Raw genomic sequence first — 15553 nt, 5'->3', positions numbered from 1 at the left:
AGTTCAGTGGTAGAACACCACCTTGCCAAGGTGGGGGTCGCGGGTTCGAATCCCGTCTTCCGCTCCAGACTATGTGCCGGGGTGGCGGAACTGGCAGACGCACAGGACTTAAAATCCTGCGGTAGGTAACTACCGTACCGGTTCGATTCCGGTCCTCGGCACCATAAGCGCCCGTAGCTCAATTGGATAGAGCGTCTGACTACGGATCAGAAGGTTAGGGGTTCGACTCCTCTCGGGCGCGCCATTATCGGGAAGTAGCTCAGCTTGGTAGAGCACATGGTTTGGGACCATGGGGTCGCAGGTTCAAATCCTGTCTTCCCGACCATTATAGATGAATGATGGGGCCTTAGCTCAGCTGGGAGAGCGCCTGCTTTGCACGCAGGAGGTCAGCGGTTCGATCCCGCTAGGCTCCACCAGGATATCGATTGACAGAAGTTAATTAGTATGTTAAATTAATAAAGTCGCTGTTACAAAGCGAACCAAATTTGCTCTTTGAAAACTGAACAAAACAACCAGTATGTTAAGATATTAAAAGGAACTCGTTTTTCTTTTAACTATAGCTAAGACATAGAATTAATTGGTGTTAATTCTATACAAACTTTTTTGGAGAGTTTGATCTTGGCTCAGGACGAACGCTGGCGGCGTGCCTAATACATGCAAGTCGAGCGCGGGAAGCTAACTGATCCCCTTCGGGGGTGACGTTAGTGGAACGAGCGGCGGACGGGTGAGTAACACGTGGGCAACCTGCCTGTAAGATTGGGATAACTTGCGGAAACGTGAGCTAATACCGGATAATACTTTTCATCGCATGATGGAGAGTTTGAAAGACGGCTTCGGCTGTCACTTACAGATGGGCCCGCGGCGCATTAGTTAGTTGGTGAGGTAAAGGCTCACCAAGGCGACGATGCGTAGCCGACCTGAGAGGGTGATCGGCCACACTGGGACTGAGACACGGCCCAGACTCCTACGGGAGGCAGCAGTAGGGAATCTTCCGCAATGGACGAAAGTCTGACGGAGCAACGCCGCGTGAGTGAAGAAGGTTTTCGGATCGTAAAACTCTGTTGTTAGGGAAGAACAAGTATGATAGTAACTGATCATACCTTGACGGTACCTAACCAGAAAGCCACGGCTAACTACGTGCCAGCAGCCGCGGTAATACGTAGGTGGCAAGCGTTGTCCGGATTTATTGGGCGTAAAGCGCTCGCAGGCGGTCTTTTAAGTCTGATGTGAAATCTTGCGGCTTAACCGTGAGCGGTCATTGGAAACTGGAGGACTTGAGTACAGAAGAGGAGAGTGGAATTCCACGTGTAGCGGTGAAATGCGTAGAGATGTGGAGGAACACCAGTGGCGAAGGCGACTCTCTGGTCTGTAACTGACGCTGAGGAGCGAAAGCGTGGGTAGCGAACAGGATTAGATACCCTGGTAGTCCACGCCGTAAACGATGAGTGCTAGGTGTTAGAGGGTTTCCGCCCTTTAGTGCTGAAGTTAACGCATTAAGCACTCCGCCTGGGGAGTACGGCCGCAAGGCTGAAACTCAAAAGAATTGACGGGGACCCGCACAAGCGGTGGAGCATGTGGTTTAATTCGAAGCAACGCGAAGAACCTTACCAGGTCTTGACATCCTCTGACACTCCTAGAGATAGGATTTTCCCTTCGGGGACAGAGTGACAGGTGGTGCATGGTTGTCGTCAGCTCGTGTCGTGAGATGTTGGGTTAAGTCCCGCAACGAGCGCAACCCTTGATCTTAGTTGCCAGCATTCAGTTGGGCACTCTAAGGTGACTGCCGGTGACAAACCGGAGGAAGGTGGGGATGACGTCAAATCATCATGCCCCTTATGACCTGGGCTACACACGTGCTACAATGGATGGTACAAAGGGAAGCGAAACCGTGAGGTCAAGCAAATCCCATAAAACCATTCTCAGTTCGGATTGTAGGCTGCAACTCGCCTACATGAAGCCGGAATCGCTAGTAATCGCGGATCAGCATGCCGCGGTGAATACGTTCCCGGGTCTTGTACACACCGCCCGTCACACCACGAGAGTTGGTAACACCCGAAGTCGGTGAGGTAACCTTTTGGAGCCAGCCGCCGAAGGTGGGACCAATGATTGGGGTGAAGTCGTAACAAGGTAGCCGTATCGGAAGGTGCGGCTGGATCACCTCCTTTCTAAGGATTATTACGGAACATCCTATTTAGGATGAAACATACTGAGTTGTTTGGTTCAGTTTTGAGAGAGTGAATCTCTTAATTTTTGTACCTTGAAAACTAAATAAGAGTAATCAACGACATCAAAAATAAAAGGATGCAGCGACTGATTATGGGAGCTGAATCTAGATTAAAACGTAAAGCAAGGCTATTAATTTAGTACGCTTATTCATTGTAAACTTAGTTAAGTGAATAAGGGCGCACGGTGGATGCCTTGGCACTAGGAGCTGATGAAGGACGGGACTAACACCGATATGCTTCGGGGAGCTGTAAGTAAGCTTTGATCCGGAGATTTCCGAATGGGGAAACCCACTGTTCGTAATGGAACAGGACTTGTGTCTGAATACATAGGGCACAAGAGGCATACCTGGGGAACTGAAACATCTCAGTACCCAGAGGAAGAGAAAGCAAATGCGATTTCCCAAGTAGCGGCGAGCGAAACGGAAACAGCCCAAACCAGAGAGCTTGCTCTCTGGGGTTGTAGGACACTCCACATGGAGTTACAAAGGAATTCTTTAGACGAATCCATCTGGAAAGATGAGCCAAAGAGGGTAACAGCCCTGTAGTCAAAAGAGAATTCTCTCCGGAGTGTATCCTGAGTACGGCGGAACACGTGGAATTCCGTCGGAATCCGGGAGGACCATCTCCCAAGGCTAAATACTCCCTAGTGACCGATAGTGAACCAGTACCGTGAGGGAAAGGTGAAAAGTACCCCGGAAGGGGAGTGAAAGAGTACCTGAAACCGTGTGCCTACAAGTAGTCGAAGCGCATTTACGCGTGACGGCGTACCTTTTGTAGAATGGACCGGCGAGTTACGATCGTATGCAAGGTTAAGTGGAAGACACGAAGCCGCAGCGAAAGCGAGTCTAAACAGGGCGAATGAGTATGCGGTCGTAGACCCGAAACCGTGTGATCTACCCATGTCCAGGGTGAAGGTCAGGTAACACTGACAGGAGGCCCGAACCCACGTATGTTGAAAAATGCGGGGATGAGGTGTGGGTAGGGGTGAAATGCCAATCGAACACGGAGATAGCTGGTTCTCTCCGAAATAGCTTTAGGGCTAGCCTCAAGGAAAGAGTACTGGAGGTAGAGCACTGATTGGACTAGGGGCCCTCATCGGGTTACCGAATTCAGTCAAACTCCGAATGCCAGCTACTTAGACTTGGGAGTCAGACTATGGGTGATAAGGTTCATAGTCGAAAGGGAAACAGCCCAGACCACCAGCTAAGGTCCCAAAGTATACGTTAAGTGGAAAAGGATGTGGAGTTGCTTAGACAACCAGGATGTTGGCTTAGAAGCAGCCATCATTTAAAGAGTGCGTAATAGCTCACTGGTCGAGTGACTCTGCGCCGAAAATGTACCGGGGCTAAACGTATCACCGAAGCTGTGGATTGTCTTTTAGACAATGGTAGGAGAGCGTTCTAAGTGCTGTGAAGTCAGACCGTGAGGACTGGTGGAGCGCTTAGAAGTGAGAATGCCGGTATGAGTAGCGAAAAAAGAGTGAGAATCTCTTTCACCGAATGCCTAAGGTTTCCTGAGGAAGGCTCGTCCTCTCAGGGTTAGTCGGGACCTAAGCCGAGGCCGAAAGGCGTAGGCGATGGACAACAGGCAGATATTCCTGTACCACCTCGTGATCGTTATGAGTGATGGGGGGACGCAGTAGGATAAGGAATGCGCACCGATGGACGTGTGCGCCCAAGCAGTGAGAAAGTCAGATAGGCAAATCCGTCTGGCCATTTCAAGCTGTGATGGGGAGGCAACTATAGCCGAAGTTCCGGATTTCACACTGCCGAGAAAAGCCTCTAGCCAGATCACAGGTGCCCGTACCGCAAACCGACACAGGTAGGCGAGGAGAGAATCCTAAGGTGAGCGGGAGAACTCTCGTTAAGGAACTCGGCAAAATGACCCCGTAACTTAGGGAGAAGGGGTGCTCTATAGAGATAGAGCCGCAGTGAATAGGCCCAAGCGACTGTTTAGCAAAAACACAGGTCTCTGCGAAGCCGAAAGGCGAAGTATAGGGGCTGACACCTGCCCGGTGCTGGAAGGTTAAGGGGAAGAGTTAGGACCTTTGGTCCGAAGCTTAGAACCGAAGCCCCAGTAAACGGCGGCCGTAACTATAACGGTCCTAAGGTAGCGAAATTCCTTGTCGGGTAAGTTCCGACCCGCACGAAAGGTGCAACGACTTGGGCACTGTCTCAACGAGAGACCCGGTGAAATTATACTATGCGTGAAGATGCGCATTACCCGCGACAGGACGGAAAGACCCCGTGGAGCTTTACTGTAGCCTGATATTGAATGTCTGTGCAGCTTGTACAGGATAGGTGGGAGCCTCAGAAGCGTGAGCGCCAGCTTACGTGGAGGCATCCGTGGGATACCACCCTGGCTGTATGGACCTTCTAACCCAGGACCGTGATCCGGTTCGGAGACAGTGTCAGGCGGGCAGTTTGACTGGGGCGGTCGCCTCCCAAAAGGTAACGGAGGCGCCCAAAGGTTCCCTCAGAATGGTTGGAAATCATTCGCAGAGTGTAAAGGCAGAAGGGAGCTTGACTGCGAGACCTACAAGTCGAGCAGGGACGAAAGTCGGGCTTAGTGATCCGGTGGTTCCGCATGGAAGGGCCATCGCTCAACGGATAAAAGCTACCCCGGGGATAACAGGCTTATCTCCCCCAAGAGTTCACATCGACGGGGAGGTTTGGCACCTCGATGTCGGCTCATCGCATCCTGGGGCTGTAGTCGGTCCCAAGGGTTGGGCTGTTCGCCCATTAAAGCGGTACGCGAGCTGGGTTCAGAACGTCGTGAGACAGTTCGGTCCCTATCCGTCGTGGGCGCCGGAAGTTTGAGAGGAGCTGTCCTTAGTACGAGAGGACCGGGATGGACATACCGCTGGTGTACCAGTTGTTCCGCCAGGAGCATAGCTGGGTAGCTACGTATGGTAAGGATAAGTGCTGAAAGCATCTAAGCATGAAGCCCCCCTCAAGATGAGACTTCCCATCACTTCTAAGTGAGTAAGATCCCTCAGGGACTATGAGGTAGATAGGTTCGAGGTGGAAGCGTGGTGACACGTGGAGCTGACGAATACTAATCGATCGAGGACTTAACTAACTTCTTAAAGGATGTCAGTGATTACCTCTTATTTAGTTTTTAGGGTATAAAAAACCCTTGCACTTTTTGTCAAAAATGCATATAATATAACTTGTTCTTATGAATAAGTATTATCTGGTAGCGATGGCGGAGAGGTCACACCTGTTCCCATGCCGAACACAGTAGTTAAGCTCTCCAGCGCCGATGGTAGTTGGGGTTAACCCCTGCGAGAGTAGGACGCCGCCAGGCAGACTTTTATAAAATAGTAGAACGAATATATATTCACTACTATGAGAAGGGACCTAAGGTAATCTAACTTAGGTCCCTTTTGTTTTCTATTATATGCATAAAATGGGCTCTATACTGATGTAGTGGTGTACTTTATCACAATAGTGGTTTAAGGGGGCGTAAAAATACACTCAATGATTGATAACTAATCGAGTAATCCGTTTATTTGATTGTTCATACAGTATGTAAAAAATAAACATGAAAGCACTAAGAAGCTCTTAATCAGGTTAGTAAACGTAAAATAAACTATTTATCATGTTGATATCGCATATAAAGGAGAGTATTGCAAATGAATATTATTAAAGTGATGGATTATGCGGAAATGAGCGATTATGCTTGTGACTTTTTAATGAATAAAATGGAAAACCTACAAAAACCAGTGCTTGGACTTGCAACGGGATCCACTCCAGAAGGTTTATACCATCGTTTGATTGAAAAGAAAGTTTCATTTAGAAATGTGGTCACTTTTAATTTAGATGAGTATGTGGGTCTGGATAGGAAAAACCCAAATAGCTATTATTATTATATGAATGATAAATTATTTAACCATGTTGACATAGAGATGGATAAAGTGCATGTGCCAAATGGTTCTGCTACGAATTTAGAAAAGGAATGCCATGATTATGAGGAGGCCATTCGTGAAGCAGGTCAAATTGATGTACAAGTTCTTGGGATAGGCGTAAATGGACACATTGGTTTTAATGAGCCAGGGACGGCTTTTACAAGTCGTACACATATTGTGGAATTAGATGTATCCACTCGTCAAGCAAATTCCCGATTCTTTGATTCTATGGAGGAAGTTCCGACGAAGGCTATAACTATGGGAATTGACTCCATCATGGATAGCAAAGAAATCCTACTTCTCATCTCTGGTCATAGCAAGGCTCATGCTGTTGCACGTTTGTTGGAGGGTGAAATTAATGAAGATTTCCCAGCATCTGTATTGAGAAGGCACAAAAATGTGACGATTGTTGTAGATGAAGCTGCTATGAGTGAGGTTAAGGAAAATAAGTAAATAACATTTATGAATGTGGTTGCCTGTAAGGTTTAGGGCAACCTTTTTTGATAATAATCGTTTAAGTGTAAATGTTATAAAGGTGACTCTGGAATGAAACAATCTATCGCAGATTAAGGGGTAGTAATACAGCCCAGGAAAATAGTTTGCTTTTAAAACAGGCTACCTTCCTCTATTTGCTCTACGCTTACTTTTACTACTACTTCTTCTGGCTTATCATTCCTCCCATACATATCATTATCTTAATAGAAAGTACCACTACTAGGTGATATAATGGTTAGACATAGAGAGGGGATTTTATTCTATCGAAATTAATAGTAGCATTTAGTACATCAAAACTACTTCATCCTTGATTCACATCATAAATTCTTCCACTGATAACTATATTAAAAGCTTTTAATTACCTTTCCCAGTCAGTCAAAAAAATCATAAAAGATATAACTCTCGCATAATTTCTAAGACATAACCTATTTTACTTAAATGATTTATAGCATCATTTTATTTTTAATATTGGGGTGTAAAATGTATGGATTATATACAGCTATTATTTGGAGATGATTTTACAGTTATTTCATTACGGTTATTCATAGCTCTTGTGTTATCAGGACTAATAGGTTTTGAGAGAGAATTGAATAATCATTCAGCAGGTTTTCGTACACATATATTAGTAGGTGTTGGTTCCTGTCTAATGATGTTAATGTCGATTTATGGGTTTACCTCCCTTATTGATACCTATGAAAATGTTCGCTTTGATCCTGCTCGTATTCCGTCTTATGTTATAAGTGGAATAGGTTTTCTTGGTGCAGGTACAATTATTGTGTATGGCGGAACTATTCGAGGATTAACTACTGCTGCCTCGATTTGGACAGTTGCAGGACTGGGACTAATTGTTGGACTAGGAATGTACGGTGCAGCTTTGTTAGCAACTTTAATTATATTAGTTAGTCTTGTATTACTAAATAATTTTGAAAGGTTGTTTCCTAAAACGAGAAACTATCATACGTTAGAAATAAAGCTTAATGAAGAAACAAAAGTATACCGTTTGGTTGAACTCTTTGAACATTCTCATTTACGGATAAAAAGCATTGAAGTAACCTCTGATAAAAACGATATTCGCGTCGTCTATATTAGAATGGAGAAGAATAGAAAGATAAATTTAGCTTATTTATATGGAGAAATTTCAAAACTAGAGGGGATAAGAAGCATTTCCAAGTTAAATTACTAAATTGGCTTTAGGATATTTTTATTAAATAAAAGTTGGGTTTTGTTTCCACTATTTTTGTCTAAAATATATAAAAGGTATTTTCATCTCCCATTTAATGGCGTATAATAAAATCAAAGTCAAAGATAGTCAAAGTCAAAGATACACCTTATTTGTTAAAAAGACATATACAGCAAGAAGAAGGGATGGTTTTATGAGTAACATCTCGGATATAATTGAACAATATTTGAAAAAGGTCCTACAATCAAAAGGGCAAAATGCAATTGAAATTAAACGTAGTGAGATTGCAAATCAGTTTCAATGTGTGCCATCACAAATTAATTATGTGATAAATACGAGGTTTACACTTGAAAAGGGTTATATTGTTGAAAGTAAACGCGGAGGTGGAGGATATATCCGTATCATGAAAGTCCGACATAAGGACAAGACAGAACTAATAGATGAAATTATCGAAATGATTAATCCAGCTATCTCCCAGCGATCTGCTACGGATATTTTAGACCGATTGCAAGAGGAAAAAATTATTTCCGAGCGAGAAGCAAAAATTATGTTAGGAGCTATTGATAGGAATACTCTTGCATTTAACTTACCATTGAGGGATGAGATTCGATCTAGAATTTTAACTTCTATGTTAATGCAATTAAAGTATTTTTAGTTTTAGTTTTGAACTGATAGGGAATAAATTGTAACTACGTAGATAAAGGGGGAAACTCAAGTGGAATGTCAAGAGTGCCATGAACGTCCCGCAACTCTCCATTTTACAAAGGTTGTTAACGGGAAAAAAACCGAAATTCGTGTTTGTGAAGTTTGTGCCAAGGAAAAGGGCTATGTAAACTATCCAGAGGATGGTTATTCACTCCATAATCTATTGACTGGATTATTTAATTTCGATACTTCTAAAATGGAAAGTGCCCCTTTTCAACAGGTGAAAGACTTACAATGTCCACAGTGTGGTATGACCTTTAGCCAATTTAAACAGGTTGGTAAGTTTGGTTGTGCAACTTGTTATGATACATTTTCAGATAAACTAGACCCAATACTTCGTAGGGTTCATGCTGGTAATACGAAACATTCTGGAAAAATACCGAAGCGCGCTGGTGATGATATACAAATGAAACGGCGCCTACAAAACTATCGAGTCGAACTACAACAGTTAATTGAAAAAGAGGAGTTTGAGGAAGCTGCAGAGGTTAGGGATAAAATAAAAGAACTTGAAAAGATCCTTAGGAAGTCAGAAACAGGTGATAATTCATGACATTAGAACATTTTATGAATGATGCAATTAGTCCATGGATGCGTGATGAAGGACCAGATAGTGACATTATTTTAAGTAGTAGAATTAGGCTAGCAAGAAATATTGCGGATGTTCCATATCCAGTAATTGCTGAGGAAGGAAAGCTGGAGGAACTCCGTCATTTTTTCCAAAGAGAATTCGGTAACCAGTCCTTTCAGCATTACAATAATTTTGAATTTATACCAATGAGGGATTTATCTTCCATTGAAAATAGAGTCCTCGTAGAGAAGCATTTAATTAGCCCAAATTTAACAAAGCATACAAATGAATCAGGAGCATTAATATCTGAAAATGAGCAAGTATCGATTATGGTGAATGAAGAAGACCATTTACGAATTCAACTATATTTACCTGGTTTACAGTTACGCTATGCTTTAGAAAAAGTGTTTGAAATAGATGATTGGCTCGAGGAAAAAGTAAACTATGCATTCGATGAAAAGAGAGGTTACTTAACGACGTGTCCAACGAATGTTGGTACGGGAATGCGAGCTTCTGTTATGATGCATCTTCCTGCATTAGTAATGACAAGGAAAATGAATCGAATGATGCCAGCAATTAATCAATTAGGATTAGTTGTTAGGGGTATCTATGGTGAAGGTAGTGAAGCGCTCGGTAATATATTCCAAATATCTAACCAGATAACCCTTGGTAAATCGGAACAAGACATAGTAGAGGATTTAGAAAGTGTCGTCAATCAATTAATAGAGCATGAAAGAGAAGCTAGAAATATGATTATGAGGGAATCCCCTATTGCATTGGAGGATCGAGTTTTTCGTTCCTATGGAGTATTGGCGTATAGTAGAGTTATCGAATCAAAAGAGGCATCCAGTTGCATATCTAATGTGCGATTAGGAATAGATTTAGGTATCATTAAAGATACATCAAGAAGCATACTTAATGAACTAATGGTGCTCATACAACCTGGTTTCTTACAGCATTATGCAAAAAAAACACTAACACCAAAAGAACGTGATGTACTTAGGGCATCACTCATCCGTGAACGATTAAAGTTAGAGAAATAGGAGGGAAGCAATTATGATGTTTGGACGTTTTACTGAGAGAGCACAAAAAGTATTGGCTTTAAGCCAGGAAGAAGCTGTTCGTCTGGGTCATAATAATATTGGCACAGAGCATATTCTTTTAGGCCTTGTTCGAGAAGGGGAAGGAATTGCTGCAAAGGCATTACAGTCTTTAGGCTTAGAGATTAGTCAAATTCAAGAAGAGGTAGAAAAGTTAATTGGTGTTGGAAAACAGCCAATGCAGTCCATCCACTATACACCACGTGCTAAAAAGGTTGTAGAGTTATCCCAGGATGAGGCAAGAAAATTAGGGCACTCTTATGTGGGTACTGAACATATTTTGCTTGGTCTAATACGTGAAGGAGAAGGGGTTGCAGCTAGGGTACTAAATAACCTTGGGGTTAGTCTCAATAAGGCAAGGCAGCAAGTCCTTCAATTACTAGGTAGTAATGAATCACAAGCAGGTCGTCAAGGAAGAGGGGGCCAGCAATCTAATGCAAATACACCAACACTTGATTCATTAGCAAGAGATTTAACTCAAAGTGCTAGAGACGGAAAAATTGATCCGGTTATAGGGCGTTCTAAAGAAATAGAGCGTGTTATTCAGGTACTTAGTAGAAGAACAAAAAATAATCCTGTCTTAATCGGGGAGCCTGGTGTAGGTAAAACAGCTGTTGCAGAAGGACTAGCTCAACAAATTGTAGATAATGAAATCCCTGAAACGTTAAGAGATAAGCGTGTCATGACACTTGATATGGGGACAGTAGTAGCTGGGACAAAATACCGAGGTGAATTTGAAGACCGGTTGAAAAAGGTTATGGAGGAAATCCGCCAAGCAGGTAATATTATTCTCTTCATTGATGAGCTTCATACATTAATTGGCGCTGGTGGAGCAGAAGGTGCTATTGATGCATCCAACATTCTTAAACCATCCTTATCACGTGGTGAATTACAATGTATCGGTGCAACGACTTTAGATGAGTATCGTAAGTATATTGAAAAAGATGCTGCATTAGAGCGTAGATTTCAGCCAATTCAAGTGGATCAACCAACCGTAGAGGAAACGGTCAAGATCCTTGAGGGCTTACGTGACCGTTATGAAGCGCATCACCGTGTTACTATCACAGATGAGGCTGTGGAAGCAGCGGCAACACTTTCTGATCGATATATTACAGATCGTTTTCTGCCAGATAAGGCAATTGACTTAATTGATGAGGCTGGATCCAAAGTACGCTTGCGTTCTTACACGGTTCCACCAAATTTAAAAGAATTAGAGCAGAAGTTGGAAGAGGTAAGGAAAGAAAAGGATGCGGCTGTTCAAAGTCAGGAATTTGAAAAAGCAGCATCATTACGTGACTCGGAACAGCGTTATCGCGAGGAATTAGAAAAAACGAAAAACGAATGGAAAGAAAAACAAGGGCAAATGGACTCCGAGGTTACGATGGAAGATATCGCTAGTGTTGTATCGAATTGGACTGGTGTACCTGTATCTAAATTGACGAAGGATGAGAGTGATCGTCTGCTGAACATGGAAACTATCTTGCATAATCGTGTTATCGGACAAGAAGAAGCGGTTAATGCAATATCCAAGGCGATACGAAGAGCACGTGCAGGATTAAAGGATCCAAAAAGACCAATTGGTTCCTTCATCTTCCTAGGGCCAACAGGGGTAGGTAAAACCGAATTAGCTAGGGCATTAGCAGAAGTGATGTTTGCTGATGAAAATGCTATGATTCGTGTAGATATGTCCGAATATATGGAGCGACACGCTACTTCCAGACTTGTTGGGTCACCACCGGGATATGTAGGTCATGAAGAAGGCGGCCAGCTTACAGAAAAGGTACGGAGAAAGCCTTATTCTGTAGTGCTTTTAGATGAAATAGAGAAAGCCCATCCTGAAGTATTTAATATTTTACTACAAGTGTTAGAGGATGGACGTTTAACGGACTCTAAAGGTCGTTTGGTTGATTTCAGAAATACTATCATTATTATGACGTCCAACGTTGGTGCAAGTGAGTTAAAACGTAATAAGTATGTAGGGTTTACAATGGACGATGCTGAACAGGATCATAAGGACATGAAATCAAAAGTAATGGGTGCGTTGAAAAAGGCATTCCGTCCTGAGTTCTTGAACCGTATTGATGAGACAATTGTTTTCCACTCTCTTGAGAGAAAGCATATGAAAGACATTGTTACACTAATGGTTGAAGAATTGCAGAAACGATTACAAGAGCAGGAAATTGATTTCACCCTTACTGAGAAAGCAATAGAAAAAATTGCAAACGAAGGGTTTGACCCTGAATATGGTGCAAGGCCATTAAGAAGATCCATCCAAAAGAATATAGAGGACTTACTGTCTGAGGAATTATTAAAAGGAACCGTAAATCAAGGTGAAAAAGTGAAAATAGGTTTAAATAATAAAGGTGATTTTATTATCCTTTCCAAATAATGTATAGATTTCACAAATCAAGCTAGAAGAGATTATTCTTCTAGCTTTTCCTAAATATACATTTGTGGCAAAAATACGGTATGTATTGGTCTAAATGATAGGAATCTGTAACCTATACTAGAACCAAATAAGTTACAATAGAGAGGGAAGGGAACGAGCTAATTTGGCAAAACGGAAGACAAAATTTGTATGTCAAGAATGCGGCTATGAGTCCGCTAAATGGATGGGGAAATGTCCTGGCTGTCATAGTTGGAATACACTTATTGAAGAAACAGAAGCATCAACAGTTCGTGGAAAACATATATTTAATGGATCGTCTAAAACAATAAGCAAACCAGAAAGTATAACAGCGATAGAATCACAGGAAGAACCAAGGATCACCACAAGCATGCAGGAGGTAAATCGTGTTCTTGGTGGTGGGATTGTGCTGGGGTCCCTTGTGTTAATTGGAGGAGACCCTGGAATTGGAAAATCAACATTGCTTTTACAAATTTCCTCACAATTAGCTAAAAAGGAGCTACCGGTACTTTATGTATCTGGTGAGGAATCAACACGCCAAACTAAATTGAGAGCTGATCGTTTAGGAATAAAAACAGATTTACTTTATGTTTTATCGGAGACAAATTTATTTGATATCGGTAGACAAATAGAAACAATTAAACCGGCATTTGTGGTAATTGACTCGATTCAGACCATTTTTAAAGAAGAAGTAACGAGCGCTCCAGGTAGTGTGTCACAGGTTCGTGAATGTACAGGTGAGTTAATGCGACTCGCTAAAACAAATAATATCCCAATCTTTATTGTAGGCCACGTAACGAAGGAAGGCGCTATAGCGGGGCCTAGAATGCTTGAGCATATGGTGGATGCAGTTTTATATTTCGAAGGTGAGCGGCACCATACATATCGCATATTGCGTGGTGTTAAAAACCGCTTTGGTTCTACAAATGAGATGGGTATATTTGAAATGAAGGAGGAAGGATTACGGGAAGTAATGAACCCGTCTGAAATCTTCTTAGAGGAGCGATCTCATGGAACAGCAGGTTCAACGGTTGTTGCATCTATGGAAGGGACGAGACCAGTGCTTGTGGAAATTCAAGCATTAATTTCACCTACAAGCTTCGGTAATCCACGAAGAATGGCTACAGGAGTAGATCATAATCGTGTCCCATTATTAATGGCTGTGCTAGAGAAACGTGTAGGATTAATGTTACAAAATCAAGATGCTTATATTAAGGTTGCTGGTGGTGTAAAGTTAGATGAACCTGCAATTGATTTAGCTATAGCAGTTAGTATAGCGTCTAGTTTCCGAAATCGACCAACCAAACCGGATGATATATTTATAGGCGAAGTTGGTTTAACTGGTGAAATAAGGCGAGTATCACGGATTGAACAACGTGTTCAAGAAGCGGCTAAGTTAGGGTTCAAACGTGTTATTTGTCCTAAAAATAACTTGGATGGATGGACCCCGCCGTCAGATATTGAGGTGGTTGGGATTGATACAGTTCAAGATGCTTTAAATATAGGTGTAGAACATTAATTTATTAAATAAAAATAACATTTATAAGAAAATTGAAAACTTTCTAAATTGAATATTCAATGGTTATGTGCTATCATTTAAGTGATATTATAGGTATTTTTATAATTATTAGGGTTATTTATTGAATGAACGGCAATAATAAATATTAGGAGGTGAAAGGATTGTTAAAGATAATTGTCAATCTATTTTTTGTTATTCTTGGAGGTACAGTCGGTTTTTTATACGTACCTGACATTATTCATTTATTAGATTTGACAGATGTACGTTGGGTGGCGTCCCCATATTTAGGCATGGTAATAGGTGCTATTATTTTCTTTCTAATTTCCTATTGGGTAGCTGGATATATTGTCGACTTTCTAAGGTGGATTGAAGATGCACTGATTAAGATTCCGGCAGTAGATTTATTCTTTGGTAGTTTAGGTTTGATTTTAGGTTTAGTTATTGCTTACTTTATTAACATGCCATTACAAGATATTAATATTGAAATTGTATCCCAAGTATTACCGCTCTTTATAATGATTTTATTAGGATATTTCGGGTTTCAAGTTGGGTTTAAGCGAAGAGATGAATTCGTTAACTTATTGAAAACAACGAAAAAAGAAAAAAGAAGAGCTATTGATGACGAGGATTCAGAAACAAGCCAGCCAAGAGTAAAAATACTAGATACTAGTGTTATTATTGATGGACGAATTGCTGATATTTGTCAAACAAATTTCTTAGAAGGTACAATTGTTATTCCTCAGTTTGTGCTTGGTGAATTGCAGCATATTGCTGATTCATCTGATGCACTAAAGAGAAATCGTGGTCGTCGTGGATTGGATGTGTTAAATCGGATTCAAAAAGAGCTACCTATCAATGTAGAAATCTATGAAGGTGATTTTGAAGAAATTCATGAAGTCGACAGTAAATTAATTAAATTGGCTAAGGTAATTAACGGAGTAATCGTAACAAATGACTTTAATCTAAATAAGGTTTGTGACCTTCAGGGCGTAAGTGTACTAAATATTAATGACTTAGCAAATGCAGTGAAACCAGTAGTATTGCCTGGCGAGGAGCTTGTTGTGCAAGTAATAAAGGACGGTAAGGAACAGAATCAAGGTGTGGCGTACTTAGATGATGGAACAATGATTGTTGTGGAAGAAGGAAAAGATTATATTGGTAAAACAATTGAGGTTTTAATTACAAGTGTTTTACAAACATCAGCTGGTCGTATGATTTTTGCAAAGCCAAAATTACTTGAAAAAGCATTATAAAAAGGGTATAACTTATAGAGGAAACATTAAAAAGTGATAACAAAAAATGTTATCACTTTTTAATTCAAATAAGTACTTTTAAGATTAGGGTGTTCCTGAGTAAATTTCAGTATATAGTAAAACTTTGTAGATAAGGCTTATTCTCTTTAGGATTAACATTAACTCCTAATCTTTGACTCTTTTCGTATATT

At 41.5% G+C, this 15553-nt stretch carries 8 protein-coding genes, 4 tRNA genes and 3 rRNA genes; all 15 read left to right on the top strand.

Going from position 1 to position 15553, the window contains the following annotated elements:
* The first annotated feature begins 75 nt into the window (after nucleotides 1-75).
* Nucleotides 76-164 (top strand) — tRNA-Leu (locus tag CAO17_RS16640).
* 3 nt (nucleotides 165-167) lie between these two features.
* Nucleotides 168-244: transfer RNA gene (locus tag CAO17_RS16635), tRNA-Arg, on the top strand.
* A 4-nt stretch (nucleotides 245-248) separates the two neighbouring features.
* Nucleotides 249-325, top strand: a tRNA-Pro gene (locus CAO17_RS16630).
* A 15-nt stretch (nucleotides 326-340) separates the two neighbouring features.
* Nucleotides 341-416, top strand: a tRNA-Ala gene (locus tag CAO17_RS16625).
* Between the two features lie 184 nt (nucleotides 417-600).
* A 16S ribosomal RNA gene (locus CAO17_RS16620) occupies nucleotides 601-2165 on the top strand.
* A gap of 221 nt (nucleotides 2166-2386) precedes the next feature.
* A 23S ribosomal RNA gene (locus CAO17_RS16615) occupies nucleotides 2387-5306 on the top strand.
* Nucleotides 5307-5419: 113 nt separating this feature from the next.
* Nucleotides 5420-5534: ribosomal RNA gene (rrf, locus tag CAO17_RS16610) — 5S ribosomal RNA — on the top strand.
* The 16S, 23S and 5S rRNA genes sit together here with 4 tRNA genes alongside, the layout of an rRNA operon.
* Before the next feature lie 328 nt (nucleotides 5535-5862).
* Complete coding sequence (nagB, locus tag CAO17_RS16605) at nucleotides 5863-6588, top strand: glucosamine-6-phosphate deaminase (RefSeq protein WP_085993715.1); 726 nt, start codon at nucleotides 5863-5865, stop codon at nucleotides 6586-6588.
* A 526-nt stretch (nucleotides 6589-7114) separates the two neighbouring features.
* On the top strand, nucleotides 7115-7813 hold the full coding sequence (locus CAO17_RS16600) for an MgtC/SapB family protein (RefSeq protein WP_085993714.1): 699 nt from the start codon (nucleotides 7115-7117) through the stop codon (nucleotides 7811-7813).
* A 190-nt stretch (nucleotides 7814-8003) separates the two neighbouring features.
* Nucleotides 8004-8465 (top strand): CtsR family transcriptional regulator, encoded by a 462-nt coding sequence (locus CAO17_RS16595; RefSeq protein WP_085993713.1) that lies wholly within the window; start codon nucleotides 8004-8006, stop codon nucleotides 8463-8465.
* Between the two features lie 60 nt (nucleotides 8466-8525).
* Nucleotides 8526-9065, top strand: coding sequence for a protein-arginine kinase activator protein McsA (mcsA, locus tag CAO17_RS16590; RefSeq protein WP_085993712.1), 540 nt, complete (start codon nucleotides 8526-8528; stop codon nucleotides 9063-9065).
* Entirely contained in the window at nucleotides 9062-10126 is a 1065-nt protein-coding gene (gene mcsB, locus CAO17_RS16585; protein ID WP_085993711.1) for a protein-arginine kinase McsB, read from the top strand. The genes mcsA and mcsB overlap by 4 nt, the downstream gene beginning before the upstream one ends.
* 13 nt (nucleotides 10127-10139) lie before the next feature.
* Nucleotides 10140-12572, top strand: a complete 2433-nt coding sequence (gene clpC, locus CAO17_RS16580) for an ATP-dependent protease ATP-binding subunit ClpC (protein ID WP_085993710.1) — start codon at nucleotides 10140-10142, stop codon at nucleotides 12570-12572.
* Between the two features lie 163 nt (nucleotides 12573-12735).
* Nucleotides 12736-14109 carry a DNA repair protein RadA gene (gene radA, locus CAO17_RS16575; RefSeq protein ID WP_085993709.1) on the top strand — a complete coding sequence of 458 codons (1374 nt, stop codon included), beginning with the start codon at nucleotides 12736-12738 and terminating at the stop codon, nucleotides 14107-14109.
* Nucleotides 14110-14270: 161 nt separating this feature from the next.
* Complete coding sequence (locus CAO17_RS16570) at nucleotides 14271-15362, top strand: PIN/TRAM domain-containing protein (protein WP_085993708.1); 1092 nt, start codon at nucleotides 14271-14273, stop codon at nucleotides 15360-15362.
* Nucleotides 15363-15553 lie beyond the last annotated feature (191 nt).

This window comes from Oceanobacillus senegalensis, from assembly GCF_900176885.1.
GTDB classification, from domain to species: Bacteria; Bacillota; Bacilli; order Bacillales; family Amphibacillaceae; genus Oceanobacillus; species Oceanobacillus senegalensis.
This window is presented reverse-complemented; position numbering and strand designations above follow the sequence as displayed.

Bases quoted from the DNA above. Each gene is read 5' to 3' on its own strand.
- nagB (WP_085993715.1), top strand. From the start codon at position 5,863: ATGAATATTATTAAAGTGATGGATTATGCGGAAATGAGCGATTATGCT.
- mcsB (WP_085993711.1), top strand. From the start codon at position 9,062: ATGACATTAGAACATTTTATGAATGATGCAATTAGTCCATGGATGCGT.
- CAO17_RS16595 (WP_085993713.1), top strand. From the start codon at position 8,004: ATGAGTAACATCTCGGATATAATTGAACAATATTTGAAAAAGGTCCTA.
- CAO17_RS16600 (WP_085993714.1), top strand. From the start codon at position 7,115: ATGGATTATATACAGCTATTATTTGGAGATGATTTTACAGTTATTTCA.
- clpC (WP_085993710.1), top strand. From the start codon at position 10,140: ATGATGTTTGGACGTTTTACTGAGAGAGCACAAAAAGTATTGGCTTTA.